Below are 26,978 nucleotides of genomic sequence, written 5' to 3'. Positions count from 1 at the left end.
GGCGAGAGAGGTCAGACCGCCTCGGCGGTCTCCGGAAGCCGGGCGGCGAGGTGATCGCTCAATTCGACGATCTGGGAAAGATCACCGAAATCGCGGACGGCCGTGTCGACGGTTTTTCGAATACGAGTGTTGACGCGCTCGGAGCGCACTTTCGCGGCGATGTCCATGGCCTCCTTGGCCAGCACCGCGCTCTGCTCGGGCTCGCGCTGGAGAAGGTGCACGGTGGCCATGCCGATGAGGTTCAGGGCGTACGACCGCTGGTGCTCGGCGTCCTCGGCGAAGAGGCCGACGGCCCTCCGCATCAGGGGCTCGGCGAGGGAGGCGTAGGTGGGGCTGCGGCCCGCCACGTAGGCCAGGTCGCGGTAGGAGTGGGAGTTCTCCGCGTACAGCTCGGCCTCGGAGAAGAAGCGGATCCAGTCGGGATCGGGCTCGTCGAACTCCAGCGCGTCGGCGAAGGTGTCCTCGGCCATCCGGACGGCGCGCTTGCACCTGCCCGGCTGGCCCATGTTCGCGTAGGCGCGGGCCTCCATCGCATACAGCATCGCCTGGGTGCGCGGGCTCGCGCAGTCCCGGCTGCCGTACTGGGCGAGATGGATGAGCTCCAGCGCGTCCTCGGGCCGGCCGAGGTGGATCATCTGGCGGCTCATGCTGGACAGGACGTACGACCCCAGCGGCTTGTCGCCCGCCTCCTTGGCGGCGTGCAGCGCGAGGACGAAGTACTTCTGCGCGGTGGGCTGCAGTCCGACGTCGTAGCTCATCCAGCCGGCCAGCTCGGCCAGCTCGGCCGCGACCTTGAAGAGGCGCCTGGCGGTGGCCTGGGGCTGGGACTCCTGGAGGAGGTCGGTGACCTCGTGCAGCTGGCCGACGACCGCCTTGCGGCGCAGTCCGCCGCCGCACTGCGCGTCCCACTGCCGGAACATCACGATGGTGGTCTCGAGGAGGTCCAGTTCGGGCTTGGAGAGCCGGCCGCGGGCGCGCCCGGACGGCACGGGCCGGGAATCGTCGCCCGGGACGGCGGGGCCCGGCACCAGCCAGCGCTGGAGGGGCTCGATGAGGGACGGGCCCGCGGACAGGACCAGCGAGGTCCCGAGGAAGCCGCGCCGCGCCAGCATCAGGTCGCTGCGCGAGAACTCGCTGATCAGCGCCACCGTCTGCGGGCCCGTCCAGGGCAGGTCGATGCCGGACACGGAGGGTGACTGGTGGGCGGTGCGCAGGCCCAGGTCCTCGACCGCGACCACGCACCCGAAGCGCTCCGAGAACAGCTCCGACAGGATCCGCGGGATCGGCTCGCGCGGGTTCTCCCCGTCGAGCCAGCGGCGCACGCGGGAGGTGTCCGTGGAGATGTGGCCTGCGCCCAACTGGCGTGCCCTGCGGTTCACTTGGCGCGCCAGCTCGCCCTTCGACCAGCCACTGCGCACGAACCACGAGCCGAGCAGCTCATTGGGGCGCTTGTCAGCGTTCGTACCGCTCTCGCCGTTGCCGCCCACTGGAACGCCCCCATCCCTGAAACCACTTGTGCGCTTGCGTGCGCCAAGCCCTACCAGCATGCCGGTGGATACGGTTCCGCGTCCGGCGCTTCTCACCCGTCGGACGGGGCCCCGGCTTGCCTCCGGCATACCCACGTGTACACGCATCCCCAGGAACCGTGCACTCAAAGTAGTCCTACGATCACCCGTCCAGCCATGGCGGTTCAAGAAACGCCACCATTCGCCACCCCATTGAATGAACCCCCACACGCCTCCGCACGATTCACTTGACACATGCCGGGCGGAAGCGGGTGGAGCGGTGCACTCACCGGCGCGCGCCGCCGGCCGCACCACCCCGGGCGCAACGGGCGCTGCCCGACCCTGCGGGACGGCCGACGGCAGGAAACACAGAGTCACGTTCCGCTTCCGCCTCGTAACCACCGGCGTACCGGAACCGTTGGAGGGGGCATGGGCTTCACGATCGGCGGCACGCGGGGCCACCGCGAGATCCGGTCCGGCGCGCGGCGCCGGAGCCGCTCACCGGAGTGCACCGCCGTGGCCGAGTACACGGGCCTGTGGGGCTGGGACGTGGTGCCCGGCGCGCGGACGGCCGCGGGGGCGTGCTCGTGCGGCAGCGCGGACTGTGGCGCACCCGGCGCTCATCCGCTGGATTTCGCTCCCGTCGTGCGTGCCGGCGCCACCCTCGACGAGGCGACCGAGACCTGGGCGGAGGTGCCGGGCGCCGCGGTGATGCTGCCCGTCGGCCGCGCCTTCGACGTGATCGAGGTCGCCGAGGCGGCGGGACGTCGCGCGCTGATCCGGCTGGAGCGCATGGGCCTCCCCCTCGGCCCGGTGGCGGCGACGCCGGACCGCCGCGCCCACTTCTTCGTCGCCCCGGGATCCGCGGCCCAGCTCCCCGAGCTGCTGTACCGACTGGCGTGGGACGACGCGGCCCTCGACCTGCACGCCCTGGGCCCCGGCGCGTACATCACGGCCCCACCCTCGGACCGCGGCGGCCGCGGCCCGGTCCGCTGGCTGCGCTCCCCCGACCTCGACTCGGCGACGCACCCGCCGGAGGCGCGTCTGCTGATCGGCACGCTGGCGTACGTGGCCCACCGCTCACGGGTGTGAGTACGCGGACGCAGAAGAGCCCCGCGCATCCGCTGGACCGGATGGCGGGGCCCTTCTCCGGGTACGCCGCCCGCGGCGTCGTACGCCCCGGGTGTGCCGTCAGTCTCCGATAAGCGCATCCACGAACGCTTCCGGCTCGAAGGGAGCCAGGTCGTCGGCGCCCTCGCCGAGACCCACCAGCTTCACCGGCACGCCCAGCTCGCGCTGGACCGCCACCACGATGCCGCCCTTGGCGGTGCCGTCCAGCTTCGTCAGCACGATGCCGGTGATGTCCACGACCTCGGCGAAGACACGGGCCTGGACGAGACCGTTCTGCCCGGTCGTGGCGTCGAGCACGAGCAGCACCTCGTCCAGCGGGGCGTGCTTCTCCACGACGCGCTTGACCTTGCCCAGCTCGTCCATGAGACCGGTCTTGGTGTGCAGGCGGCCCGCGGTGTCGATGAGCACGACGTCGAAGTCCATCTCCTTGCCCTCCTTGACCGCGTCGAAGGCGACGGAGGCGGGGTCGCCGCCCTCCGGGCCCCGCACGGTGTGGGCGCCGACCCGCTCGCCCCAGGTCTGCAGCTGGTCGGCGGCGGCGGCACGGAAGGTGTCGGCGGCGCCCAGCACCACGGTGCGGCCGTCGGCCACCAGGACCCGGGCGAGCTTGCCGGTGGTGGTGGTCTTGCCGGTGCCGTTCACGCCGACGACCATCACGATGCCGGGCCTGCGGGCCTCGGGCTCGGTCCGCAGGGTGCGGTCCATGCCGGTGCCGAGCAGGGCGAGCAGTTCCTCCCGCAGCAGTCCACGCAGCTCGGCGGGCGTCCGGGTGCCGAGCACCTTCACGCGCTCGCGCAGCCGCTCGACCAGTTCCTGGGTGGGCTGCACGCCGACGTCGGCGGTGAGCAGCGTGTCCTCGATCTCCTCCCAGGTCTCGTCGTCGAGGTGCTCGCGGGACAGGAGCGTGAGCAGTCCCTTGCCGAGCGCGTTCTGCGAGCGCGACAGCCGGGCGCGCAGGCGGACCAGCCGGCCGGCGGTGGGCTCGGGGATCTCGATCGGGGGCGCTTCGACGACGGGCGGCTCCTCGACGACGACGGGAGCGGAGCCCTCCGGAAGGCCCACCTCCTCGATCGTCCGGCGCTCCTCGTCGCGCGGCGCCTCGGCCTCCTCGCCGACGTGCGGCTCGGCGGGAGGGGCGGTGATGTCGGGCGGCGTGGGGGGTGCCGGGGGCAGCGGCTTCTTCCGGCGGCTGCCGACCAGGAGCCCGCCGAGCACGCCGAGCACGACCACGGCGATGACTACAGCAAGGATGACGGTTTCCATAACGGGTCCAGTATGCGCGACCAGGCAGCGGCCCGTTCGGCGGCGGCTCCGGGCACGCGCCACCCCTGGTTGCCTGACGCTCCGTCAGCTAACGTCGCCCTGCAGACCCGCCCGGCGACGGTGAAAGGGGCTCTCCATGCCCGTGACGGTCGTACGTTTCAACCTCGTCGAGCCCGGCGCCACGCCCGCCTCGCTCGGCGCCCGCTACCGGGCCGCCGTGGAGATGGCGGCCTACGCCGACGACCGTGGGATCACCACGGTGCAGACGGAGGAGCACCACGGGGTGGCCAACAACTGGCTGCCGTCGCCGTTCACCTTCGCCGGGGCGGTCTTCGGCGCGACCCGGCGGATCGCGGTGACCGTCTCGGCGGCCATCGGCCCGCTGCACGACCCGCTGCGGCTGGCCGAGGACATCGCCGTGCTGGACCTGCTCAGCGGCGGCCGGCTGGTCACGGTCGCGGGCATCGGCTACCGCCCCGAGGAGTACGCGCTCTTCGGTGTCGACTGGAGCCGGCGCGGCAGGCTCCAGGACGAGCTCCTGGAGACCCTGCTCACGGCGTGGACCGGCGAGGAGTTCCCGTACCGGGGCCGTACCGTCCGCGTCACCCCGCGCCCCTGCACCCAGCCGCATCCGCTGCTGCTGGTCGGCGGCTCCTCGAAGGCGGCGGCCCGCCGGGCCGCGCGCCTCGGCCTGCCCTTCTTCCCGAGCGCGCACCTGCCGGAGCTGGAGGCGTACTACAAGGAGCGCCTCGCCGAGTACGGCACCGAGGGCTGGACGATGATGCCCACCGCCGAGACCCCGCTGCTGCACATCGCCGAGGACCCGGACCGGGCCTGGGCGCACCACGGCGAGCACTTCCTGCACGAGGCGCGCACCTACGCCTCCTGGCAGTCCGGCGACATCCGGTCGGCGGTGAGGTCGGCGGCCGCGACGGTGGACGAACTGCGCGCGGAGGGCGTCTACCGGATCCTGACGCCCGACGAGTGCGTGGCCCTGGGCCTGGACAACTACGTGCTGCACCCGCTGTCCGGCGGGATGCCGCTCGACGAGGGCTGGCGCAGCCTGCACCTGTTCGCCGAACAGGTACTGCCCCGGCTCGAGGACTGACCCTCCCCGCCCCGCGGCGCCGGGACCCCGCGGGGCGGCCGCGGTGGCACGGCGACGACACGGCGCCGCCCCGGCCCGGGTCCCGGTACGGCGTCAGCGCAGCCGCTGGGAGATCACCTTCGACACCCCGTCGCCCTGCATGGAGACGCCGTAGAGGGCGTCGGCGACCTCCATCGTGCGCTTCTGGTGGGTGATCACGATCAGCTGCGAGGACTCCTGCAACTCCTGCATGATGCGGATCAGCCGCTGCAGGTTGGTGTCGTCGAGGGCCGCCTCCACCTCGTCCATGACGTAGAACGGGCTGGGCCTGGCCTTGAAGATCGACACGAGCAGTGCGACGGCGGTCAGCGACCGTTCGCCGCCGGACAGCAGGGACAGCCGCTTGACCTTCTTGCCCGGCGGACGCGCCTCGACGTCGACACCCGTGGTGAGCATGTTGTCCGGGTCGGTCAGCACGAGCCGTCCCTCGCCACCGGGGAACAGCCGCGCGAAGACGCCCTCGAACTCCCGGGCCGTGTCCCGGTAGGCCTCGGTGAAGACCTGCTCGACGCGCTCGTCGACCTCCTTCACCACCTGAAGCAGATCGGCACGGGTCTTCTTCAGGTCCTCCAGCTGCTCGCTGAGGAACTTGTGGCGTTCCTCCAGCGCCGCGAACTCCTCCAGGGCGAGCGGGTTGACCTTGCCGAGCTGCTGGTAGGCCCGCTCGGCGGCCTTGAGCCGCTTCTCCTGCTCGGCGCGCACGAACGGCCGCGGCCGGTTGCGCGGGTGCTCCGGGTCTTCGGGCAGTTCCTCGCCCTCGGCCGGCGGCGAGGGCGGCACCGGCTGGTCGGGACCGTACTCGGCGGTCAGACCCGCCGGCTCGACACCGAGCTCCTCGAGGGCCCTGCTCTCCAGCTGCTCGATCCGCAGCCGCTTCTCTGCGCCGAGCACCTCGCCGCGGTGGACGGAGTCGGTGAGCTTGTCGAGTTCCGCCTTGAGGTCGCGGCCCTCGGCGCGGGCCGCGGCGAGTTCCTCCTCGCGCCGGGCCTTGGCGGCCTCGGCGGCGACGCGCTCGGTCTCCGCCCTGCCCAGCGACACCTCCACATGGGCCAGGAGCTGCCGGGCGCCGGAGGCGACGGCCTGGGCCACGGCGGCCTCGTGCCGCAGCCGGGCCCGCCGCCGCTCGGCACGCGCGCGTGCCTCCCGCTCGGCGCGGGCGGCCCGGTCGAGGGAGTCGGCGCGGCCGGCCAGGCCCTTGACCCGCTCCTCGTGCGTACGGACCTGGAGCCGCGCCTCCATCTCGGTCTGCCGTGCGTTCGCCCCGTCGGCCGCCAGGCGGTCGCGCACGGAGGTGTCGGGCTCCTCCTCGACCGGCATCTCCTCGGCGACGGCCAGCCGCTCGGCCAGTTCCTCGGCCTCCTGCCGGGCCTTCTCCAGGGCCTCCTGCGCCCGGGCCGCGGCGGCGGCGGAGCGCTCGGCCTCCCCGGCGGCGCCCCGCGCCTGCCCGGCCAGTCGGCCCAGCTGCTGCGCGACCGCGGACTTCTCGCGTTCGGCCGCCCGCCGGCGCTCACCCAGTTCCTCGACGAGCGCGGCGCAGTCCATGCGGCGCTCGGCGGCCAGCCGTTGCGCCTCGGCCAACTCCTCGCACCGCAGGGCCAGTTCCTCCAGCTCGGCGGCGGCCTCGTCGACGGACGCCTGCACTTCGAGCAGGCTCGGCGCCCCGGCGGACCCACCGTGCGCGAGGTGCGCCCCCAGGAGGTCGCCCTCGGCGGTGACGGCCGTGAGGTCGGGGCGCGCGTAGACGACTTCCTCGGCGTCCTCCAGGGTGCCGACCACCACGATGCCCCTCAGCAGCCGCCGCACGGCGGGCATCAGCTCGGCGGGCGCGCGGACGAGGTCGGCGGCGTACGGGCCGCCCGCGGCGGGCGGCTGCTCCACCCCGTCGTCGGGGGCACCGCCCAGCAGCAGCGCGGCCCGCCCCGCGTCCTGCTTGCGCAGCAGGCGGATGGCCTCGGCCGCCGCCGCCGGGGTGGTGACCGCGACGGCGTCCGCGGCCGCGCCGAGGGCCGCGGCGAGGGGCACCTCGTGGCCCGGGGTCACGGACAGCAGTTCGGCCGCGGGGCCCAGGAGCCCGGACAGGCGGTCCGTCGCCTCCAGGAGGGCGCCCGTGCCGTCCTTGCGGCGCAGTCCCAGGGCGAGGGCTTCGTGGCGGGCCGCCAGGGCCGCGCGCTTGCGCTCGGCGGCGGTGGCCGCCTCGCGCGCGGCCGACAGGCCCGCCTCGGCCGCGCCGAGTGCCTGCTTCGCCGCCTCGTGCCGCTCGGTCAGCTCCGCGTCGCCCGCGTCCAGGCCGTCGACCTCCGCCTTGAGCGCCTCGTACTCCTCCTGGGCGGCGACCGCGCGCTGCTGCGCCTCGTCGCGGGCGGCGGCCAGGCGGTCGATCTCGGCCTGCGCGGAGGCCGCGCGGGAACGGGCCGCGCCCACCTGTCCGTTCAGCCGGGCCAGGCCCTCGCGGCGGTCGGCCAGGGCGCGGGCCACGTCCTTCAGGCGCCGCTCCTCCACGGCCAGTTCGCGCTCCAGCTCGGCCCGGTGGGCGACGGTGTCCTCCAGGGCGTGCTCGGCGGCCTCCAGGGCTGCCTCCAGCTCGGCCTCCTGCTCGCGGATGCGGGCGGCCTCGCGTTCCATGTCCTCGGGGTCGCGTCCGCGCCGCTCCTCCGGGGGCGCGGAGGTGGCGCTCTTGACGCGGGCGTCGGCCAGCGAGATCGTGCCGCGCACCCGTTCCGCGAGCTGCGACAGCTCGTACCAGGTCTGCTGGGCCCGCTGCAGACGCGGCGTCAGCTGCCGTACCTCGTCCTCCAGGAGTGCCTCGCGCTGCAGTGCCCTCTTCAGCTCGGCCTCTGCCGTCTCCTTGCGCTCCTTGAGCGCGGCCTCGTCCGCGACCTCGGCGCTGAGCGCCTCCCGCATGCGGACGAGGTCGTCGGCGAGCAGCCGCAGCCGGGCGTCCCTGAGGTCGGCCTGGATCACTGCCGCCCGGCGTGCGACCGCCGCCTGCCGGCCCAGCGGCTTGAGCTGGCGGCGCAGTTCGTCGGTCAGGTCCTGGACACGGGCGAGGTTCGCCTGCATGGCGTCCAGCTTCCGCAGCGCCTTCTCCTTGCGCTTGCGGTGCTTGAGCACCCCCGCGGCCTCTTCGATGAAGGCGCGGCGGCCCGTGGGGTCGGCGTGCAGGACGGAGTCGAGCTGGCCCTGGCCGACGATCACGTGCATCTCGCGGCCGATGCCGGAGTCGGAGAGGAGTTCCTGGATGTCCAGGAGGCGGCAGGTGTCGCCGTTGATCTGGTACTCGCTGCCGCCGTTGCGGAACATGATCCGCGTGATGGTGACCTCGGCGTACTCGATCGGGAGGGCCCCGTCGGTGTTGTCGATGGTCAGGGACACCTCGGCGCGGCCGAGCGGGGGGCGCCCGGTGGTGCCGGCGAAGATGACGTCCTCCATCTTGCCGCCGCGCAGCGACTTGGCCCCCTGTTCCCCCATGACCCAGCTGAGCGCGTCCACGACATTGGACTTGCCCGAGCCGTTCGGCCCCACGACGCACGTGATCCCCGGTTCGAACCGGAGCGTGGTCGCCGAGGCGAACGACTTGAACCCGCGGAGGGTCAGGGCCTTGAGGTGCACGCCGCCGGACTCTACCTTCCGCCCGTATCTCACACTATGAACCCCGGCACCGGCGCGGTTTCACGCATGAACATGCAGGGCACACCATCCGTTAAGGAGAGTGAGGGCCTACGGGGGCAAGAAAGAAGGGACGCCGAGGCGTCCCTTGCGTATCTGACAGCCGAGTGGTCGACACGGGCGGCCCGTCCACTGCTTGCGCTGTCGTGGAGCGATGCAGTGATCAGGTGAGCGCAGGCTCCGCCTGGTGTGCGTCGATGCTCTCCATGATCCTGTCGTGAGAAGCGGCAGCCGTCAGCGCGTCGTTCTCCGCCTGGATCCGTACGAGCTCGGACTCGAGCTCCTGGACGCGCTGCTGGAGCCGTCGCATCTCGGCGAGGAGTCGCGGGTCGGAGCCGCCGACGTAACCGAGAAGCGCCTTTGCCATGATGGATGGTCCTCCACAATGAGTGACCGACCGATGCGGTGTGGGTCGTGAGGGATTCGCACCCGCGGTGCTTGGCACTCTTGAGTTGTGCTGCCGTTCTGCCATGCCAAACAGCTGAGGTGCGCGGGGCTTTCAGCGTCTCACCAAAAAGTTTGACGGTCAACACGATCACACCCCGCGCCGGTGGATGGTCCGGGGCGTGCGGCCGTCGACGGACGGCACCGCGGCTCCTGCAGACCCGGGAGGGCGTGGAGATCATCCTGCCCCGCGGGCCCTGCCACGACAAGCCCTTCTCGGCAACCACCAGGTGGTTTTACCTTCCGGCGGGCGCTTTCGGCACACCGGTCCGGTTCCGTACCACGTCCCGCCGACGCGGCGGTCAGCGCACCGCGAAGCCGTCGTAACCGCCGCGGGGCGTGTCCCAAATCTCAGTGACTCCGTCCACGCGCCCGGGTGTGTCGTCGCTCCGCAACCACGCCAGCAGGCCCTCACAGCCCCGACGGGGACCCTCGGCGACCACCTGGACCCGTCCGTCGTCCAGATTGAGGGCGAAACCGCTCAGGCCGCCGATCTGCAGCGCCTTGGCCCGCGTGAACCAGCGGAAACCCACGCCCTGGACCCGCCCGCGCACCCAGGCGACGAGCCGTGCATCGTCGTTCATGGCCGCACGCTAACCGGACAATGTCCCACTGGGCACCTCCTCCCCCGGCGCCATGCTGTACCGTCCCGACCCATAAATCTCATGTGAAACTCACTCGATCGAGTGAGCCGCGCTGACCGCAAGAACCAGGAAGGCCAGGAGATTGGGACGCCACCGACGCTCCGCCGCCGGGCACGCCGCAGCCGGCCGCCCCGTCAAGGTCACCCAGAAGCACGAGATCCCTCCGGAGGGTTACGGACCGGAGAACCTCTACGGCTTCGCCGCCGTCCTGGAGGCCGAGCGACGCGCGACCCGCACGCGCCGCAAGAAGAAGGCCCCGACGCCGGTGCGCACGGGCCTGATGGGCGTCTCCGCCGCCGTCGCGCTCGGCACCGTGGCCGTGGCCACCGGAGTGCTGCCCGGCGGCAACCAGTTCACGGTGAGCGGCAGCCCCGGCACGGCGGAGGCCGGCGGGAGCGTCCCGTCGGGGTTCGCGACCCAGCAGGGCGGCACGAGCGGCTCCGCGGACGACCGTGATGACACGTCGACGAGCCGCGACGCCCAGCGCTCGACCGCCCCGGCCGCACCCCCCTCCCCGTCGGCGCCCCCGACGACGCCGAGCGCGGAGCCGTCCGCGACCGCCACGGAGCCGGCGACCACCGCGCCCCCGGCCGACACGGCCGGCAAGCCCACCAAGAAGCCGAAGCCCGTCACCCCGCCGGCGAAGCTGTCCGTCGAGGCCGCCGCCGAGGCCGAGGTGATCAAGCTCGTCAACGACGAACGGGCCAAGGTGGGCTGCAGCCCGGTGACCCAGAACGGCGATCTGAGGAAGCTGGCGGAGGCGTTCAGCCTCGACATGGCCCTGCGGAACTTCTTCGACCACACGGACCCCAGCGGCCAGGACCCCTGGGACCGCGCGGCAGGGTTCGGCATCACCAGCCTGGGCGGCGAGAACATAGCGCGCGGCCAGGCGACCGCCCAGGACGTGATGGACGCCTGGATGAACAGCCCCGGCCACCGGGCGAACATACTGAACTGCGACTTCCGGACACTGGGCGTCGGGGTGCACTTCGGCACCGGCGGCCCCTGGTGGACCCAGGACTTCGGCTACTGAGACAACCGCAGGGCCGCACCAAGGCCGTCGTCCGCGGGTTCGTCGTCTTCGAAGACACGCCACGGGCGTGCGATACGTTGCCCGCCATGACTGGACTCGGACGCGTCGCCTGGCCACCTGCTCCGATAAGAACTGAGCGGCTCGTGCTCCGTGAATCCGAGGCCCGGGACCGTGCGGCGTTCATCGAGTTGTTCGCATCGCCGGAGGTGGGCACCTACATAGGCGGCCATCGACCACGTGATGAGCTCGAACGCACGGCGCCTGAGGTGCCCGGGCGGCGCCCCGGCCTGTTCGTGATCGAGCTCGACGGAGCGATGATCGGCATGATCGAGCTCAATCGGCGCGACGCGGAGCGTCGGAGTCGTGTTCGTCCGGACGCCGGGGAGGCCGAGCTCGGCTACCTGTTCCTGCCGGAGGCATGGGGACGTGGGTACGCCGCCGAGGCGTGTGCGGCGGCGCTCGGCTGGTTCACCGACGCGCTTCCCGGCGAGCCAGTGGTGCTCTGCACCCAGACCGCCAACGACCGCTCGATGCGCCTCGCGGCGAAGCTGGGATTCACCGAGGTGCAGCGGTTCGAGGAGTGGGACGCCGAGCAGTGGATGGGCGTGTGGTCCTCGGTCACGCCGTCCGGTTGACTCCTGGGCCGGCGGCCGCAGGTCAGAGGCCCCGGCCCTTCGCCTCATCGGCTACTGACGCACCCGTGCCCGTGCGTGCCCCCGGTCGGTGCCGAGTGGTCCCGGGCCGGGGGCACCGTCGCGCCGGTGCCGCCGGGCGTCCGAGCGGGGCGTGCCTACGCCGCCGCGCGTCCGAGGGTGAACAGGCGGGCCGTCCGGGCGACCCGGTGGCCGAGGTGCCGGGCGGTCGCCGCGTCGGCCTTGTGGACGCCTTCCGGGCCCTCGTCGACGTTCGTCTGCGCGGCGGCGCCCGCGAAGACGCCGAGGCGGTTGAGGTCGTACTCGGAGCCGCCGCTGCTGTTCCAGCCCGGGTGCAGGCCGAGGCTGACCCAGGTCATGCCGTGCTGCGCGGCCAGGATCTGGAAGAACTGCAGGGTGTGCAGCTTGTCGCCGCTCTTGGACCCGGAGTTGGTGAAGCCGGCGGCCAGCTTGTCCTTCCAGGACTGCCCGAACCAGCGCTTCGACGACGCCTCGGCGAAGGCGTGGAAGGCGCCGGAGGCGGTGCCCATGTAGGTCGGGGAGCCGAAGACGATCGCGTCCGAGGCGTCGAGGGCCGCCCACTGCCCGTCGGTGATCTCGTCCACGGCGATCAGATGCACGCGGGCTCCCGCCTCGGCGGCGCCGTCCCGCACGGCCTCGGCGAGGACGGTGGTGTGGCCGTGGCCGGAGTGGTAGGCGATGGAAACGACAGGGGTGGTCACGTACGTACTCCTCGTGGAAGGGAGGGATGTCCCCCAGGGATGGGCAGGGAGCGGGGGAGAGAAGCCGCAGCTCCCTGGCAGTGCGAGAATGAAAGCACTAACCAAAAGTTAGCGCAAGTGCCGCGATAGCGCTGCGCTCGCGTACGCTTGCGCCATGACCACCGCGCAGGGGCAGGACCTCCCGTACGACGTGTTCTCCAAGGCGTGTCCGTCGCGCGGCACCCTGGAGCACGTCACGGGCCGCTGGGGGGCGCTCACGCTGGGGGCGCTGTACGAGGGCTCGTTCCGGTTCAACGAGCTGCGCCGCCGCGTCGACGGCGTGAGCGAGAAGATGCTGTCCCAGACCCTGCACGCGCTGGAGCGCGACGGTCTGGTGCGCCGCGAGGCGCAGCCGACGAATCCTCCGCGCGTGGACTACGAACTCACCCCGCTGGGCCGCGAGGTCGCCGAGCGGCTGCTGGCCCTCATCCGCTGTGTGGAGGGGCGCATGGACGACGTGCTCGATGCGCGCCGCGGCTACGACGAGGCACGCGCGGCCCGGACGCCGCTCACGGACTGACGCGCGGCGCCCGCTGGCACGCCGGGCAGAAGTAGCTGGAGCGGTTCATCCAGGCGCGGCGGCGGATGGGCGCGGCACAGCGCCGGCAGGGCAGTCCCTCGCGGCCGTAGGCGTTCAGCGACCGGTCGAAGTAGCCCGACTCGCCGTTGACGTTGACGTAGAGGCTGTCGAAGCTGGTGCCGCCGACGGCGAGCGCGTCGCTCATCACCTCCCGTATGTGGCCGAGGAGTCCGGCCGTGCGCGGACGGGTGAAGTGAGCGGTCGGGCGCTCGTAGTGGATCCGGGCGCGCCACAGCGCCTCGTCCGCGTAGATGTTGCCGACGCCGCTGATCAGCGACTGGTCGAGCAGGGCGCGTTTGATGGTCGTGCGCTTGCGGCGCAGCGCCTGGTGGAAGACCTCGTCGTCGAAGAGCGGGTCGAGGGGGTCGCGGGCGATGTGCGCGATGACGTCGGGCAGCCCGTCGGCGGTGGTGTCGTGCAGCGAGAGGCCGCCGAAGGTGCGCTGGTCGACGAAGCGGAGCTCGGTCGCCGGGCCGTCCTGGAACCGGACACGGACGCGCAGATGCTTCTCGTCGGGGGCGTCGTGCGGCTGGACGAGGAACTGGCCGCTCATGCCCAGGTGAGCCACGATCGCCGTGCCGGAGGTCTCGACCGGGATCCAGAGGTACTTCCCGCGTCGGCTCGGGGCGCCGAGGCGCTGCCCGGTCAGCCGGTGTGCGAAGTCCTCTCCGCCCGCGAGGTGCCGGCGCACGGCGCGCGCGTGCAGCACCTCGACGGCGGCCACGGTCCGGTGGGCGACCCAGCGCTCCAGGCCGCGCCGCACGATCTCGACCTCGGGCAGCTCGGGCACGGGGCTCCTCCTCAGGGGTGATCCGGGGACGACGCACCCCGCCGCGGCGCGTTCGCCGGGCGGGGTCCGTGAGGAAGGTCAGGCCGTGGCCGTGCCGCTCGCCGGGGCCGTGCCGCTCGCGGTGGCCACGGCCGCGCCGGTGCCCTCGACGGGCGAACCGTCCGTCGCGGCCGCCTTCGCGCGCTCGTCCGCGGCGGCGCGGATGGAGCGCCATGCCGCCTCGGCGGCCTGCTGCTCCGCCTCCTTCTTGCTGCGGCCGGTGCCGGTGCCGTACGAGACGCCTCCGACGCGGGCGGCAGCAGTAAAGGTCTTCTCGTGGTCCGGGCCGGCCTCCGTGACCAGGTACTCGGGCACTCCGAGCCCCTCGGTCGCGGTCAGCTCCTGGAGACTGGTCTTCCAGTCCAGGCCGGCTCCGAGATTCGAGGACTTCTCGATCAGCGGGTCGAACAGGCGGTGCACCAGCTCCGCCGCCGAGTCCAGACCCTGGTCGAGATAGACCGCGCCGATCACCGCTTCGAGGGTGTCGGCGAGGATGGACGCCTTGTCCCGGCCGCCTGTGCCTTCCTCGCCCCGGCCGAGCCGGATGAAGGAGCCGAGGTCGAGCCCCCGGCCCACCTCCGCCAGCGCACGAGAGTTGACCACCGCGGCCCGCAGCTTGGCCAGCTGGCCTTCGGGCAGGTCGGGGTGGATGCGGTACAGCGTGTCGGTGACGACGAGGCCCAGCACGGAGTCCCCGAGGAACTCCAGCCGCTCGTTCGTCGGCAGACCGCCGTTCTCGTACGCGTACGAACGGTGGGTCAGCGCACGCACCAGAAGGGCGGACTCGAGCTTGTAGCCGAGCCGCCCTTCCAGAAGCGTGTGGGACGAGGCCGAGTTGTCCGCCGGACCACCCCCGCTGCGGCGGGGACCGTTCTTGGCGTCAGACATCAGACCTGTCACCAGCCGTTCAGACCTCGAGGACCTGGCGCTTGTTGTAGGTGCCGCACGACGGGCACGCGATGTGCTGCAGCTTGGGCTCGTGGCAGCGCTCGCACGCAACCAGGGTGGGGACCGCAGCCTTCCACTGCGACCGGCGGTGGCGCGTGTTGCTGCGCGACATCTTCCGCTTCGGAACAGCCACGGCTACTTCTCCTGCTTCTCGTCGACGCCCGCTTCGGCGCCGCTCATCTCGTCCTTATCGCCGGCTTCGATTGAAGCGGCGAGTCCCTGCAGTGCCGCCCAACGGAGGTCGACGGCGTCGTGGTGGTGGTCCGGGTCGTCCGCGAGCCGCGCTCCGCACTCGGAGCACAGGCCCGGGCAGTCTTCCCGGCACACCGGCTGCATCGGCAGTGCGAGCACCACCGCATCACGCAGCACGGGTTCGAGGTCGAACAGGCCGTCCTCGATGAAGAGCCTGCCCTCGTCGTCCTCGGCGTCGTCGCCGGGCTCCGTGATGACACGGCCCCGGTCGTCGGCGTCAGGGTACGAGAACAGCTCCTGGAGGTCCGCGTCGAGCTCGTGCTCCAGCGGCTCCAGACACCTTACGCACTCCCCTTCGGCCGTGGCACGGGCGGTGCCCGTGACGAGCACCCCCTCCATGACCGACTCGAGCCGGAGGTCCAGCTCGACCGGGGCGCCTTCCGGCACTCCGACCACCCCGTGGATCCCGAAGTCCTTCGGGGCGTCGACCGTGCGGGTCAGGCGCTGCAGCGCACCAGGACGCCGACCCAGCTCATGTGTGTCGAACACGAGGGGGTTGCGGTGGTCGAGGCGGGCGTTCAGGGCCGTTCCTGCTTTCGGTCTTCGGAGCTCGGTGGGGAAGGTGCGGCCCGACACCGGGGAGTCCGGCGCACCCGTGGGGTACGGGCAGCGTCGACCGCGGATGCCGGCGAAATCGGCGTCGGGGCATGCGCGACCGAAGAGCCAGGATACTGGACCTTTCGCCGTGGGCCCAATCCGGTGCGCGGGACGCCGCGGACCCGGGACGCTCAGTGACCGCCGCGTCCCTGTTCGTAGGCCCGCAGCTGCTCGGCGCTGATCATGCTGGTGTCGAAGAGGCTGGTCTCGTCGAGTGCGTTGCCCTGGTCGTAGCCCTGGCGCCCCTGCCCGTAGGCGTCCTGGCCGTCGTACGCCTCCTGCTGGTCGTACCCCTGTGCCTGCGGGTAGGCGGCGTAGGGATCGGCCTGCTGGTAGCCGTACGCGTCCTGCTGGGCGTACGTCTGCTGGTAGCCGTACGGGTCTGCCTGCTGCTGGTAGCCGTACGCGTCCTGCTGCTGCGCGTAGGCGGGCCGACTCTGCTGGGCCGGGATCACGGGGGCCTGGGCCGGCGGTGCCGGGGTGCGGTCCGGGGTGTCCGAGAGCGCCGCGAGACCGGCGAGGTAGTCGGCGTCGCTGGCGTGGTGCACGGTCGAGGTGTCGTCGGAGAGGGCACCGAGGTCGTCGGTGGCGATCCGGCCGTGCAGCTTCTGGCGGCCCTTGCCGACGGCTTCCAGGGTCTTGGCGAGGACGGCCTCGAAGGCACCGAGCTTGGTGTCCACGTACGCGTCGGCGTCGCGGCGCAGGGTCTCGGGGTCGTGGCTGCGCTCGGGGGCGTCCTCGTCCTCGTAGCCGTGCTCGTCGAGGCCGGGGCCGGTGCCCAGGAGCTTCTCGCGGCCGCGGCCGACCGAGCCGAGGGTCTTGGTGAGGACGACCTCGAAGTTGGCGAGCTTGGAGTCGACGTAGTCGTCGGCCTCCGCGCGGATCTCCTCGGCCTCCTGGCGGGCCTCGGCGAGGATGCGGTCGGCCTCGTTCTGGGAGCGGCGGGCGACCTCCGTGTCGGAGATCAGGGAGCCGCGTTCGGCGTGCGCGTGCTCGATGATCCGCTCGGCCTCCTGGCGGGCCCGCTCGACCATCTGCTCGCGGTCGCCGATCAGCTCCCGGGCCTGGGCCAGGGAGTCGGGCAGCGCCGCGCGCACCTCTTCGAGCATCGAGAGCAGCTCGGCGCGGTTGACCACGCACGAGGCCGACATGGGCATGGACCGGGCGCTGGAGACCACCGCGACGATCTCGTCGAGCTTCTTCTGCACGTCCACCGTGTGCTCGCCACTCTCTACAGCTGTGTTGGAGACGGACGGGTCGACTGTACGACCCCTCCGGCCCCGCACGACACCGGATGACGGTCTGTCAGATCCGGGGAGGGCCCCGCGGGACCGGTCAGTCCTGCCTGAGCCGCCTGCCGAGGGCCTCCAGGACGACCGGCGGCACCAGATGGGAGACGTCCCCGCCCCAGGCCGCGACCTCCTTGACGAGCGAGGAGGACAGGAAGCTGTAGGTGGGGTTGGTGGGGACGAAGAGGGTCTCCACACCGGAGAGGCCGTTGTTCATCTGGGCCATCTGCAACTCGTAGTCGAAGTCGCTGACGGCGCGCAGCCCCTTGACGATGGCGGGGATGTCGCGCTGCTTGCAGAAGTCGACCAGAAGGCCGTGGAACGCCTCCACCTGGACGTTCCCGAACTCGGCGGTGACCTGGCGGATGAGATCGATCCGCTCGTCGATCTCGAGCAGACCCTTCTTGGACTTGTTGATCATCACCGCCACGTACACCTCGTCGTACAGCTTCGAAGCACGGGCGATGATGTCGAGGTGTCCGTTGGTGATCGGGTCGAACGACCCGGGGCATACGGCGCGGCGCACTTGTGATCCCTCGCTCTCCGGTCCGGTCATCGTGCGTCTTCGCACGTAGAGGCGGCGCGACCGTACCAAAAGGTTCCTTCGCCGTAGCGACGGGCCCGGATCGCGTCGAAGCCGTCCGGCCACCGGAATTCTCCGCCTCTGGTGCTGCGCTCCACGGTGACGAGGGCATCGGCCGCGAGCCAGCCTCCCGTACGGAGTGTGAGCAGAATCTCGCGAAGATCGTCGTCGGAGACGGCGTACGGCGGGTCCAGGAAGACGATGTCGTACGGCTGCGCCGGCGCCGGCGTGCGGATGATCTGTTCCGCCCTGCCCGCTCTCACCTCTGCGCCGGGCAGGCCCAGGGCCCTGACGTTCTCGCGGACGGTGCGCACGGCCCGGGCGTCGGCCTCGACGAGCAGGGTGTGGCCGGCGCCGCGGGAGAGCGCCTCCAGGCCGACGGCGCCCGAGCCGGCGTACAGGTCGAGCACGCGCTCGCCCTCCAGGGAGCCGCCGAGGAGGGACCGCCAGGTGGAGAAGAGGCCCTCGCGCGCCCGGTCGGAGGTGGGACGGGTGCCGTTCCCCGGCGGTACGGACAGGCGGCGTCCTCCGGCCCGGCCGGCGATCACGCGGGTCATCTGCGGTCCTTGTCGGTGTGCGTGGGCGGTGACGCCTCCAGTGTCGCAGCCGGGCACGGCCGCACGCCCGGACGGGACGGGGTCAGCCCTTGTCCAGGTATCGCTCCCGCTCCTCGTCCAGGAGTGCCTCCAGGGCCGTGCGCAGTCCGGGCAGGTGCCGGAGGTCCGGGTCGGCGGCGACCACCGCGGCGGCCTCCTGGCGGGCCTCGGCGATGATCTCCTCGTCGTCGATGACGGCGAGCATGCGCAGCGAGGAGCGGGCACCGGACTGGGCCTGCCCGAGGACGTCGCCCTCGCGGCGCTCCTCCAGGTCGAGGCGGGAGAGCTCGAAGCCGTCGAGGGTGGAGGCCACGGCGTCCAGCCGTCGGCGGGCCGCGCTCGCCTCGGGCATCTCGGTGACCAGGAGACAGAGCCCGGGCGCCGAGCCCCGGCCGACACGGCCGCGCAGCTGGTGCAGCTGGGAGACGCCGAAGCGGTCGGCGTCCATGATGACCATGGCCGTGGCGTTCGGGACGTTCACCCCGACCTCGATGACCGTCGTCGCGACCAGGACGTCGGTGTCGCCGGCGGCGAAGCGGCGCATCACCGCGTCCTTGTCGTCGGGTGGCATGCGCCCGTGCAGCACCTCGACCCGCAGCCCCCGCAAGGGCCCCGTGGCGAGCTGGTCGGCCACGTCGAGCACGGCGAGCGGGGGCCGCTTCGCCGCCTCCGCCTCCTCCTCGGGCGACCTCCTGGTCCGCTGCGGGGCGCCGGGTTCGTCGGCGTCGTCGCCGATGCGGGGGCACACCACGTACGCCTGGTGGCCGCCGGCGACCTCCTCGCGCACGCGCTCCCAGGCACGCGCCAGGAAGTGCGGCTTGTCCGCTGCCGGCACCACATGGCTGGCGATCGGCGAGCGCCCGGCCGGCAGCTGGTCGAGGACGGAGGTCTCCAGGTCGCCGAAGACGGTCATGGCGACGGTCCGAGGAATGGGCGTGGCGGTCATCACCAGCAGATGGGGCGGCTGGCTCCCCTTGCCGCGCAGCGCGTCCCGCTGCTCCACCCCGAACCGGTGCTGCTCGTCCACCACGACCAGGCCGAGGTCGTGGAAGCGCACCTTGTCCTCGATCAGCGCGTGCGTGCCGATCACGATGCCGGCGTCCGCGGTGACGAGGTCGAGCAGTGCCTGCCGTCGCGCGACCGCCCCCATGGACCCCGTGAGCAGCACGACCTTGGTGGCCTGCTCGGCCCCGCCGAGCATCCCTCCCTCCCGTCGCCCGCCACCGCCCTTCTGCGGAGGCGCTTCGCGCCACAGTCCCCAACTGGCGAACTCCCCCATCATCTCGACGATCGAGCGGTGGTGCTGCTGGGCGAGCACCTCGGTGGGCGCGAGCATCGCGGCCTGTCCGCCCGCGTCGACGACGGCGAGCATGGCGCGCAGGGCCACCAGCGTCTTGCCCGAGCCGACCTCGCCCTGGAGCAGCCGGTGCATGGGGTGTCGGGTGGCCAGGTCGTCGAAGATCTCCTTGGAGACCTTGCGCTGGCCCTCCGTGAGCGTGAAGGGGAGCTTCGCGTCGAACGCCGTCAGCAGGCCGTCCGGGGCGGGGACGCGGGCGACCGCCGGGAGCTGGGCGTCCGCGTGGCGGCGGCGGGCGAGGGCGACCTGGAGGACGAAGGCCTCGTCCCACTTCAGGCGGGCGCGGGCGTCGGCGATGTCCGCCTTCGTGTGCGGGCGGTGGATCTTGAGCAGGGCCTCGGAGAGGGAGGCCAGGCCCCGGCCGTCGCGGAGGGCGTCGGGCAGGGGGTCGACGGCCTCGCCGGCGCTGGGCAGCACCGTCTGCACCGCCTTGGCGATCTTCCAGGACTCCAGCTTGGCGGTGGCCGGGTAGAGGGGGATCAGGGCGCCCGCCCAGCTGTCCACCGTCTCGGCGACGTCGTCACCGCGCAGCAGTTCGTACGCCGGGTGGGCCAGCTGGAGCCGGCGGTTGAAGACGGTGACCTTGCCCGCGAACAGGGCGCGGGTGCCCGGCAGGAGCTCCTTGTGCGGCTTGTGCACGCCGTTGTTGAAGAAGACCAGCTGGAGCCGGCCGCTGCCGTCGGTGATCGTGACCTCCAGGCGCTGGCCCTTGCCGCGCGGCGCCTTGGCGGAGGCGAAGGTGTGCAGTCGGGCGTCGGCGACCTGGGCGACCACCGTGACGTGCTCGTCCATGGGGAGGTCGGCGAGGTGGGTGAGCTGTCCCCGCTCCTCGTACCGGCGCGGATAGTGGTGGAGCAGGTCTCCGACGGTGTGCAGGCCGAGGTGCTCGGCCATCACCTTCGCGGTGGCGGGGCCGAGCACCTTCTTCAGCGGTTCTTCCAGTGCGGGCACGAGATCCATTGCACACCACGCCACCGACAATGCCGTAACGTCTTGCGAATCCGCTGGTCAGCGGGGTGGCTCGCGGCCTAGGATGACCCACTTCCCGGCTCGCCCCGCGGTCACCGCCCCACCGGGACCGCCCGACCCCGCGCCGTCGACCTCCCCCACCCGCGGCGCCGTGACGATGGACTCCCAGACCTCACAGTCATCACAGGCACCTCAGTCACCTCCTCCACCTCATACGTTCCAGGTCGACCTGCGCGGTCTGGTGGACCTGCTGTCCCATCACCTCTACTCCAGTCCCAAGGTCTATCTGCGCGAACTGCTGCAGAACGCCGTGGACGCGATCACCGCCCGTCGGACCCGGGAGCCGGACGCGCCCGCCACGGTCCGGCTGCACACCGACGGCGGCACCCTCCGCGTCGAGGACTCCGGCATCGGGCTCACCGAGTCCGATGTGCACAGCCTCCTCGCCACCATCGGGCGCAGCTCGAAGCGGGCGGACGGGCTGCAGGAGGTCCGCTCCGACTTCCTGGGGCAGTTCGGCATCGGTCTGCTGGCGTGTTTCGTCGTCGCCGAGCGCATCCGGGTCGTCAGCCGCAGCGCCCGCACACCCGACGCGCCGCCCGTCGAGTGGACGGCCTCCGACGACGGGTCGTACGTCGTGCGGACCCTGCCGCACGACGCCCGGCCCGAACCCGGGACCACGGTGCACCTGGCGGCGCGTCCGGGCGCCGCCGACTGGCTCTCCGCGGAGCGGGTGCGGTCCCTCGCGCGGGACTTCGGGTCGCTGCTGCCGTACGACGTCCGGGTCGGCGACGAGGCGGTCGCGGACCTGCCGGCGCCCTGGGACCGCGCGTACCCCTCGCCCGCCACCCGCCGGGTGGCCCTGGCCCGTCACTGCCACGACCTGTTCGGGTTCACCCCGCTGGACACCATCGACCTGGACGTGCCGCTCGCCGGCATCCGGGGGGTGGCCTACGTGCTGCCCAGCGCGGTCAGCCCGGCCCAGCGGGCGAGCCACCGCGTGCACCTGAAGGGCATGCTGCTGACCGAACGGGCCGAACAGCTGCTGCCCGACTGGGCGTTCTTCGTGCGCTGCGTGCTCGACACGGACAGCCTGCGGCCCACGGCCTCCCGCGAGTCGCTGTACGAGGACGAGACCCTGACGGCCGTGCGCGAGGCCCTCGGCGAGCGCATCCGGTCGTGGCTGACCGGGCTCGCGGCCGGCGACCCCGAGCGCCTCGCCGCGTTCCTTTCCGTGCACCACCTGGGGGTGAAGTCGCTCGCGCGGCACGACCGGGAGATGCTGCGCACGATGCTGCCGTGGCTCCCCTTCGAGACGACGGACGGGCGGCTGTCCCTGGAGGAGTTCGCACAGCGGCACCCGGTCGTGCACTTCACCCGGACCGTCGAGGAGTACCGGCAGGTGGCCCCGATCGCGTCCGCGCAGGGCGTCGGCGTGGTCAACGGCGGCTACACCTACGACAGCGAGCTGGTGGAGTCGCTGCCGTCCGTGCGACCGGGGACGGTGGTCGCGGAACTGGACGCGGACACCGTGACCGCGCACCTGGACTCCGTCGACCCGGCCGAGGAACTGGCGCTGTCGGGCTTCCTGGCGGCCGCGCGCGCCCGGCTCGACCCCCTGGGCTGCGATGTGGTCCTGCGCGCCTTCCATCCCCTGTCCGTGCCGGCGCTGCACCTGGACGACCGGACGGCCCGCCACGAGCAGGCCCGCGCGGAGGCCGAGGAGCAGGCCGACGACCTGTGGGCCGGCATCCTGGGCTCGCTGCGGGGCAGCGCGCCCCGGGCGCGCCTGGTGCTCAACCACCTCAATCCGCTGATCAGGAGGATCGGTTCCCTGGGGGACCCGGAGCTGATCGGCACCGCCACGGAGTCCCTCTACGGGCAGGCGCTGCTGATGGCCCAGCGACCGCTGCGTCCCGCCGACTCCGCGCTGCTGAACCGCGCGTTCATCGGCCTCCTCGAATGGGCCACCCACACCAACTCACCGGAGGACGGCTCCCGATGAGCCAGGTCATGGACTTCGACTCGCTGCGCCGGGCGATGGCCGACAACTACGAGCAGCCGGAGGGCCCGGCGCGCAACGCGCGTGCGGAGCAGCTGCTGGTGGAGGCCGAGAAGCTGAACATCCCGCTGGCCGTGATCGAGGCGCTCGGCCACCAGCTGAAGGTCTACAACTACAGCTCCGAGAAGGCCAAGATGTTCGTCCCCTTCGCGCGGCTGCTGCGCATGTGGGACGAGCGCCCGGAGGACTTCGACGCGTACGAGGTCCACTCGCTGCACTGGGTCTTCAAGTGGATGTCGGCGGGCATGCTGGGCCAGCCGCACATCCCGCTCGCCTCCATCGAGAAGTGGCTCGGTGAGATGGAGCACCGCTACCGGCTCGCCGGGCACTCCGAACGCGCGGTGCGCAGCGCGGAGTTCAGCGTCGCCGCGCATATCGGGGACCTGGGGCGCGCCGAACGGGCCTACGCGGCGTGGCTGGCCGCCGACCGCGACGAGATGGCCGACTGCCACGCGTGCGAACTGCACGACCAGGGGTGGTGGCAGACCCGCAGGGGCGAGGACGCTCAGGCGCTGGAGCTGTGGGGGCCCGTTCTGGAGGGCGAGTACGTCTGCGCGCACGAACCGCACGCCGTGCTGGCCTCCTCCCTGCTGCCGCTGCTGCGCCTGGGCCGCCCGGACGAGGCGCGGGCGCACCACCTGCGCGGCGTCCGGCTCGTGCGGGCCATGGAGAGCATGCGGGGTTCGTACGCCGACCACGTGGAGTTCTGCGCGCTGACCGGCAACGAGGCGCGCGGTCTCGAACTCCTGGCCGAGCGCCCGGCGTACTTCACGGACGCCGGGGAGCCGCGCAGCAGGCTGGACTTCCTGGCCGTGGTGGCGTTGCTGATGGACCGGCTGGTCGAGCGGGGGCTCGGCGAGCGCACGGTGCCGGGGCCGGCGGGCCGGGAGTGGACCGCCCGGGAGCTGGCCGCACACGCACGCGGGGAGGCACTGTCGCTCGCCGCCCGCTTCGACGCGCGCAACGGCACGTCGTACGTCGGCGAGCGCACCCGGGAACGGATGGACCGCCGCCCGCTGGTGGACCGGCTGCCGCTGGGCGTGCGGGTGGTGCGGGCGGCGCCCGTGGCCGCGCCGGCGCCGGTCGCACCGGAGCGGGAGCGCGGCCTCGCCGAGCTGCTCGCCCAGGCCCGGCGCCTGTCGGACGCCGTGCATCCGGCCTCCATGGACGCGTGGGCCGCGGTGGCGCGGGCCGCGGCCGCGGAGGGCACCGAGCTGTCCGCCCGGGACCAGGCGGACCTCGTCGACCACGAGGCGCTGAGCCGTGGCCCCGAGGGCGCCGAGCTGTTCGACCGCGCGGCCGAGCTGTACGAGGCGGCGGGCGACCCCGGCGAGGCGCTCGCGGCACGCACCCGTGCCACGTTCGTCCGGGCCCTGACCGACCGGGCCGACGATGCGCCGGAGACGGTCGCCGGGCTGCGCGAGCGGGTGCTCGCCCTCTTCGAGGAGGGCGCGACGGGGCCGCGGCAGACGGCGTCCGTCCTCGTCGGGCGGGCCCGCGTCCTGATGCACCGGCTGCGGGAGGACGAGGGCGTCGCCGAGGCCGCCGAGGAGGCCGTGCGGGAGCTGCTGGCGTTCGCCGGGCCGCACACCTCGGACGTGCGCCTCGCGTCGCGGGCCGCCGAGGCGACGGCCATGCTCGGGGAGCTGGCGGGACGCGCCGGGGACGCGGAGGCGGGTGCGGAGCTGCTGGCACGGGCGGCCCAGGAGTACGTGGCGGCGGGTCTGCCGTGGTTCGCGGTGGAGCACGAGGCGCGGCTGGCCGGGATCGCGCGGCAGCTCGGCGACGCGGAGGGCGCACAGCGGGCGGCCCGCGCGGCGCTCGAGCACGGCCGGGAGCATCTGGAGCCGCTCGGCGGCGCGCAACTGCACCTCCAGCTGGCGGAGGTGCTGGGCGCGTCGGGCGAATTCGCCGAGGCGGCGGAGCACGCCCTGGAAGCGGCGCACTGGGCCGACGAGGCGGGCGAGGGCCCCACGCTGGGCGCCTGGGCGCGGTACCAGCTGGGCGGATTCCTGCTGCGGCAGGGCCGCTTCGCGGAGGCGGCCGAGGTGCTGGAGTCGGCGCTGCCCGACCTGACCGCCGAGACGCACGGTGACGGGGCGATCGTGCAGACGCAGTGGTGGCTCGGCGACTGCCACACGGAGCTGGGCGAGCACCGGGCGGCGGCCGAGCGGTGGCTGGAGGCCGCGGAGACCGCCCGGCACTGGCCGGAACAACGCGACCACGCGATGCTCGCCCACCTGGCCGCCGAGGCGCTGGGCCGCGCGGACCTGCCGGCGGAGGCGGCACGGGCGTACGCGCGCGCCGGCGACCTGTGGCGGGAGCTGGGCAACACCCACGGCCTGGTACGCGCCCTGCGCGCCCGCGCGTGGCTCGCGGCGCGCGGGGAGGCGGGCCTGGAGCCGGGCCTGGAGGCGGCGCGGGAGCTGATGACGCAGGCGGCCCAGGAGTGCGCGGCGGCGGCCACCGCGGCGGACGACGACGCCCGCGACGGTCTGGTCACGGAACTCGGGCACACCCACCGCCAGTTCGGCGACCTGATCGCCCGCTCGGTCGGTGAGGACGCGGACGAGGAGACGACGCGGACGGCGTTCGAAGAGGCGCTGACGCATCTGACGGAGGCGATCGCGGTCTTCGGGTCCGCCGGGGTGGGCGCGCGCGACGCGCGCACGGGCGCGGAACTGGCGGCGGGCTGGCTGGAGGCCGACCTGCGCCGCCTGGACGCGGCGTCGGCACGCGCGCGTGCGGTGCTGTCGGCCTACGAGGACGCGGAGACCTACGAGGACGCCGAGGCCGACGGGGAGGGCGGGGACGGCGAGACGGCGCGGGCGCGGCGCGCGGAGGCCGAGCGGATGCTGGAGCTGATGGCGGCCCACCGGGAGGAGTGAGGGCCGGTCCGGGCGCCGTCGGCGGCGGAGGGACGGTTCCGTTCGGCCCGGCCTCCGCCCCACCGGTCCCGGGCGGGCCTCACTCGACGCCGATCAGCAGCAGCGCCCCCTGGCGGCCGCCCCGGTACACCACCGTGTCGACCGCCAGGTACGCCTCGCGCACCCGGCCCTCCAGACGCGCCGCGACCGACTCCGGGGCGTCGTCGTCGAGGACCAGGGTGACCATCTCGCCGCCCGCCGCCAGCATGCGGTCCAGGACCGCCTCGGCCGTCTCCGTGACGTCGGAGCCGATCACCGCGACGTCCCCGTCGATCAGGCCGAGGACGTCGCCGGCCTGGCAGATGCCGGCCGTCGTCCAGGACTGGCGCTCCGCGACGGCGACCTCGGCGTACCGCGTCGCCCCCGCCGCCGACGTCATCGCGACGACGTCCTCGTCGAAGCGCCGCTCCGGCTCGTGCACGGCCAGCGCCGCGATCCCCTGCACCGCGGCGCGCGTCGGGATCAGTGCCGTCCGGACGCCCTCGGTGCGCGCCTGTTCGGCCGCGGCGGCCGCGGTGTGATGCAGGTCCGCGTCGTTGGGCAGCAGCACCACCTCGCTGGCGTGCGCCCGCCGCACCGCCTCCACCAGTTCCCCGCTCGCCGGCGGCTCCCCGGGCCGGGCGAGCACGGTCGTCGCCCCGGCCTCCCGGTACAGCCCGGCCAGCCCCTCCCCCGGCACCACGGCCACCACCGCGCGCCGGACCCGCTCCCGCGGCGGCCGCTCGGCGCCCGCGGTGTGCACGTCCCCGGCGGCGAAGTGCGTGATCCGGATCCGGTACGGCCGCCCGGCCTCGACCCCCATCTCGACGGCGGCGCCCGCGTCGTCGACGTGCACGTGGACGTTCCACAGCCCGTCACCGCCGACCACGACCAGCGAGTCCCCGAGCGCGTCGAGCCGCTCCCGCAGCCGCGCCACGGCCGCGTCGCCGGCCTCCAGGAGATAGACGACCTCGTACGCGGGCCCGCCCCCGTCCCCGGGGACCTCCGCACACTCCTGGGGCGCGACCGAGGCGGCCACACGCGCGTGGACGTGCCGCCCGGATCCGTCGGGGACGCGCGGCGCCTCCCCCGTGAGCGCCTCCACCAGGGCCGCGAGCACGGCCACCAGCCCCTGGCCGCCCGCGTCGACCACGCCGGCGCGCTTGAGGACCGCCAGCTGCCCGGGGGTCGCCGCCAGGGCCGCACGCGCGCCCTCGAACGCCGCGCGGGCGACCGCCCCGCAGTCGCCCTCGGCCCCGGCGACCGCGTCGGCGGCGGCGGAGGCGACGCTCAGCACGGTGCCCTCCACGGGATGCGCCACGGCCTGCCGCGCGGAGTCGGCGGCCTGCCGCAGGGCGAGCCGCAGGCCCTGTGCGCCCCCGGGGGCGCTCTCGCCGTCGGCGAGCACCTGCGCCATGCCGCGCAGCAGCTGCGCGAGGATCGTCCCGGAATTGCCGCGCGCCCCGATGAGCGCGCCGTGCGCCATCGCCCGCACCGCGTCGGCGAGCGTCGGGCGCCGCATCCCGCCCGCGGCGCCCGTCTCGTATCCGGTGAAGACCGCCTCGACGGCCGCGGTGGCGGACTCCACGGTCAGATACAGGTTCGTGCCGGTGTCCCCGTCGGCCACGGGATAGACGTTGATGGCGTCGATCTCCTCCCGGGCCCGCCCCAGTGCCTGAAGCGCGAGACCGCACCAGGTGCGCACCGCGAGAGCATCCAATGGCTGCGGCACCTGCGCCACCTGCGCCTCCTCGAGCTGCTGG

22 protein-coding genes are annotated in these 26,978 nt (G+C 73.2%); 7 read left to right on the top strand and 15 right to left on the bottom strand.

All coding sequences use genetic code 11. The features are described 5' to 3' along the window. Positions 1 to 11: 11 nt before the first annotated feature. Positions 12 to 1,487: a hypothetical protein gene (locus ACFYMU_RS14735; RefSeq protein ID WP_388372679.1), complete on the bottom strand. Its 1,476-nt coding sequence runs from the start codon at positions 1,485 to 1,487 to the stop codon at positions 12 to 14. Positions 1,488 to 1,934: 447 nt separating this feature from the next. Between ACFYMU_RS14735 and ACFYMU_RS14730 the strand changes: the two genes are divergently transcribed. Then, positions 1,935 to 2,597, top strand: a complete 663-nt coding sequence (locus ACFYMU_RS14730) for a bifunctional DNA primase/polymerase (RefSeq protein WP_388372677.1) — start codon at positions 1,935 to 1,937, stop codon at positions 2,595 to 2,597. A gap of 99 nt (positions 2,598 to 2,696) precedes the next feature. On the opposite strand, the gene ftsY is transcribed toward ACFYMU_RS14730, so the two are convergent. Then, complete coding sequence (gene ftsY, locus ACFYMU_RS14725; RefSeq protein ID WP_388372675.1) at positions 2,697 to 3,899, bottom strand: signal recognition particle-docking protein FtsY; 1,203 nt, start codon at positions 3,897 to 3,899, stop codon at positions 2,697 to 2,699. A gap of 136 nt (positions 3,900 to 4,035) precedes the next feature. Between ftsY and ACFYMU_RS14720 the strand changes: the two genes are divergently transcribed. After that, positions 4,036 to 5,007, top strand: a complete 972-nt coding sequence (locus ACFYMU_RS14720; protein WP_388372673.1) for an LLM class flavin-dependent oxidoreductase — start codon at positions 4,036 to 4,038, stop codon at positions 5,005 to 5,007. Between the two features lie 93 nt (positions 5,008 to 5,100). Here the strand turns inward: ACFYMU_RS14720 and smc are convergent, their stop codons facing one another. From smc to ACFYMU_RS14705, 3 genes are all read right to left on the bottom strand, one after another. After that, positions 5,101 to 8,655 (bottom strand): chromosome segregation protein SMC, encoded by a 3,555-nt coding sequence (smc, locus tag ACFYMU_RS14715; protein WP_388372671.1) that lies wholly within the window; start codon positions 8,653 to 8,655, stop codon positions 5,101 to 5,103. A 220-nt stretch (positions 8,656 to 8,875) separates the two neighbouring features. Then, positions 8,876 to 9,079, bottom strand: coding sequence for a hypothetical protein (locus ACFYMU_RS14710; protein WP_043444185.1), 204 nt, complete (start codon positions 9,077 to 9,079; stop codon positions 8,876 to 8,878). A gap of 379 nt (positions 9,080 to 9,458) precedes the next feature. Next, entirely contained in the window at positions 9,459 to 9,740 is a 282-nt protein-coding gene (locus ACFYMU_RS14705; protein WP_388372669.1) for an acylphosphatase, read from the bottom strand. Between the two features lie 142 nt (positions 9,741 to 9,882). On the opposite strand from ACFYMU_RS14705, the gene ACFYMU_RS14700 reads away from it, so the two are divergent. Both ACFYMU_RS14700 and ACFYMU_RS14695 read left to right on the top strand, forming a co-directional pair. Next, entirely contained in the window at positions 9,883 to 10,833 is a 951-nt protein-coding gene (locus ACFYMU_RS14700) for a CAP domain-containing protein (RefSeq protein ID WP_388372667.1), read from the top strand. A gap of 86 nt (positions 10,834 to 10,919) precedes the next feature. Continuing rightward, positions 10,920 to 11,468, top strand: a complete 549-nt coding sequence (locus ACFYMU_RS14695; RefSeq protein WP_388372665.1) for a GNAT family N-acetyltransferase — start codon at positions 10,920 to 10,922, stop codon at positions 11,466 to 11,468. Positions 11,469 to 11,623: 155 nt separating this feature from the next. Here ACFYMU_RS14695 and ACFYMU_RS14690 read toward each other — a convergent pair whose 3' ends face one another. Continuing rightward, on the bottom strand, positions 11,624 to 12,208 hold the full coding sequence (locus ACFYMU_RS14690; protein WP_388372663.1) for a flavodoxin family protein: 585 nt from the start codon (positions 12,206 to 12,208) through the stop codon (positions 11,624 to 11,626). A 154-nt stretch (positions 12,209 to 12,362) separates the two neighbouring features. Between ACFYMU_RS14690 and ACFYMU_RS14685 the strand changes: the two genes are divergently transcribed. Beyond that, entirely contained in the window at positions 12,363 to 12,767 is a 405-nt protein-coding gene (locus ACFYMU_RS14685; protein ID WP_388372661.1) for a winged helix-turn-helix transcriptional regulator, read from the top strand. Here the strand turns inward: ACFYMU_RS14685 and mutM are convergent. The 8 genes from mutM to recG all read right to left on the bottom strand — a co-directional run bounded on the left by mutM (position 12,757) and on the right by recG (position 20,238). Beyond that, positions 12,757 to 13,617, bottom strand: a complete 861-nt coding sequence (mutM, locus tag ACFYMU_RS14680) for a bifunctional DNA-formamidopyrimidine glycosylase/DNA-(apurinic or apyrimidinic site) lyase (protein WP_388372659.1) — start codon at positions 13,615 to 13,617, stop codon at positions 12,757 to 12,759. The genes ACFYMU_RS14685 and mutM overlap by 11 nt on opposite strands. A 78-nt stretch (positions 13,618 to 13,695) precedes the next feature. Then, positions 13,696 to 14,544: a ribonuclease III gene (gene rnc / locus ACFYMU_RS14675; protein WP_388372657.1), complete on the bottom strand. Its 849-nt coding sequence runs from the start codon at positions 14,542 to 14,544 to the stop codon at positions 13,696 to 13,698. Positions 14,545 to 14,563: 19 nt separating this feature from the next. Beyond that, positions 14,564 to 14,737, bottom strand: a complete 174-nt coding sequence (gene rpmF, locus ACFYMU_RS14670) for a 50S ribosomal protein L32 (RefSeq protein ID WP_007493396.1) — start codon at positions 14,735 to 14,737, stop codon at positions 14,564 to 14,566. Positions 14,738 to 14,739: 2 nt separating this feature from the next. Beyond that, positions 14,740 to 15,432, bottom strand: coding sequence for a YceD family protein (locus tag ACFYMU_RS14665; RefSeq protein WP_388372655.1), 693 nt, complete (start codon positions 15,430 to 15,432; stop codon positions 14,740 to 14,742). Between the two features lie 152 nt (positions 15,433 to 15,584). Beyond that, positions 15,585 to 16,667 (bottom strand): cell division initiation protein, encoded by a 1,083-nt coding sequence (locus tag ACFYMU_RS14660; protein ID WP_388372654.1) that lies wholly within the window; start codon positions 16,665 to 16,667, stop codon positions 15,585 to 15,587. A 121-nt stretch (positions 16,668 to 16,788) separates the two neighbouring features. After that, positions 16,789 to 17,268, bottom strand: a complete 480-nt coding sequence (coaD, locus tag ACFYMU_RS14655; RefSeq protein ID WP_388372652.1) for a pantetheine-phosphate adenylyltransferase — start codon at positions 17,266 to 17,268, stop codon at positions 16,789 to 16,791. 26 nt (positions 17,269 to 17,294) lie between these two features. Further along, positions 17,295 to 17,882, bottom strand: coding sequence for a 16S rRNA (guanine(966)-N(2))-methyltransferase RsmD (gene rsmD / locus ACFYMU_RS14650; RefSeq protein ID WP_388372650.1), 588 nt, complete (start codon positions 17,880 to 17,882; stop codon positions 17,295 to 17,297). Between the two features lie 82 nt (positions 17,883 to 17,964). Continuing rightward, on the bottom strand, positions 17,965 to 20,238 hold the full coding sequence (recG, locus tag ACFYMU_RS14645) for an ATP-dependent DNA helicase RecG (protein ID WP_388372648.1): 2,274 nt from the start codon (positions 20,236 to 20,238) through the stop codon (positions 17,965 to 17,967). A 166-nt stretch (positions 20,239 to 20,404) separates the two neighbouring features. Here recG and ACFYMU_RS14640 point away from each other — a divergent pair, with 166 nt between their 5' ends. Both ACFYMU_RS14640 and ACFYMU_RS14635 read left to right on the top strand, forming a co-directional pair. Next, positions 20,405 to 22,252 (top strand): HSP90 family protein, encoded by a 1,848-nt coding sequence (locus ACFYMU_RS14640; RefSeq protein WP_388372914.1) that lies wholly within the window; start codon positions 20,405 to 20,407, stop codon positions 22,250 to 22,252. Then, complete coding sequence (locus tag ACFYMU_RS14635; protein ID WP_388372646.1) at positions 22,249 to 25,197, top strand: tetratricopeptide repeat protein; 2,949 nt, start codon at positions 22,249 to 22,251, stop codon at positions 25,195 to 25,197. Before ACFYMU_RS14640 ends, ACFYMU_RS14635 begins: the two co-directional genes overlap by 4 nt. A gap of 79 nt (positions 25,198 to 25,276) precedes the next feature. Here the strand turns inward: ACFYMU_RS14635 and ACFYMU_RS14630 are convergent, their stop codons facing one another. After that, a complete protein-coding gene (locus tag ACFYMU_RS14630) occupies positions 25,277 to 26,956 on the bottom strand; it encodes a DAK2 domain-containing protein (protein WP_388372645.1) in 1,680 nt (559 codons plus the stop codon). Positions 26,957 to 26,978: the final 22 nt, after the last annotated feature.

Origin of the sequence: Streptomyces sp. NPDC007264 (assembly GCF_042869095.1) — a bacterium.
In the GTDB taxonomy this organism is placed as follows: Bacteria; Actinomycetota; Actinomycetes; order Streptomycetales; family Streptomycetaceae; genus Streptomyces.
Note: the sequence above shows the minus strand (reverse complement) of the source record. Positions and strands in the feature narration are given on the sequence as shown.

Coding starts and splice junctions, on each gene's coding strand:
- ACFYMU_RS14730 (WP_388372677.1), top strand. CDS start 1,935: ATGGGCTTCACGATCGGCGGCACGCGGGGCCACCGCGAGATCCGGTCC.
- ftsY (WP_388372675.1), bottom strand. CDS start 3,899: ATGGAAACCGTCATCCTTGCTGTAGTCATCGCCGTGGTCGTGCTCGGC.
- ACFYMU_RS14720 (WP_388372673.1), top strand. CDS start 4,036: ATGCCCGTGACGGTCGTACGTTTCAACCTCGTCGAGCCCGGCGCCACG.
- ACFYMU_RS14710 (WP_043444185.1), bottom strand. CDS start 9,079: ATGGCAAAGGCGCTTCTCGGTTACGTCGGCGGCTCCGACCCGCGACTC.
- ACFYMU_RS14705 (WP_388372669.1), bottom strand. CDS start 9,740: ATGAACGACGATGCACGGCTCGTCGCCTGGGTGCGCGGGCGGGTCCAG.
- ACFYMU_RS14695 (WP_388372665.1), top strand. CDS start 10,920: ATGACTGGACTCGGACGCGTCGCCTGGCCACCTGCTCCGATAAGAACT.
- ACFYMU_RS14685 (WP_388372661.1), top strand. CDS start 12,363: ATGACCACCGCGCAGGGGCAGGACCTCCCGTACGACGTGTTCTCCAAG.
- rnc (WP_388372657.1), bottom strand. CDS start 14,544: ATGTCTGACGCCAAGAACGGTCCCCGCCGCAGCGGGGGTGGTCCGGCG.
- rsmD (WP_388372650.1), bottom strand. CDS start 17,882: ATGACCCGCGTGATCGCCGGCCGGGCCGGAGGACGCCGCCTGTCCGTA.
- recG (WP_388372648.1), bottom strand. CDS start 20,238: ATGGATCTCGTGCCCGCACTGGAAGAACCGCTGAAGAAGGTGCTCGGC.
- ACFYMU_RS14640 (WP_388372914.1), top strand. CDS start 20,405: ATGGACTCCCAGACCTCACAGTCATCACAGGCACCTCAGTCACCTCCT.
- ACFYMU_RS14635 (WP_388372646.1), top strand. CDS start 22,249: ATGAGCCAGGTCATGGACTTCGACTCGCTGCGCCGGGCGATGGCCGAC.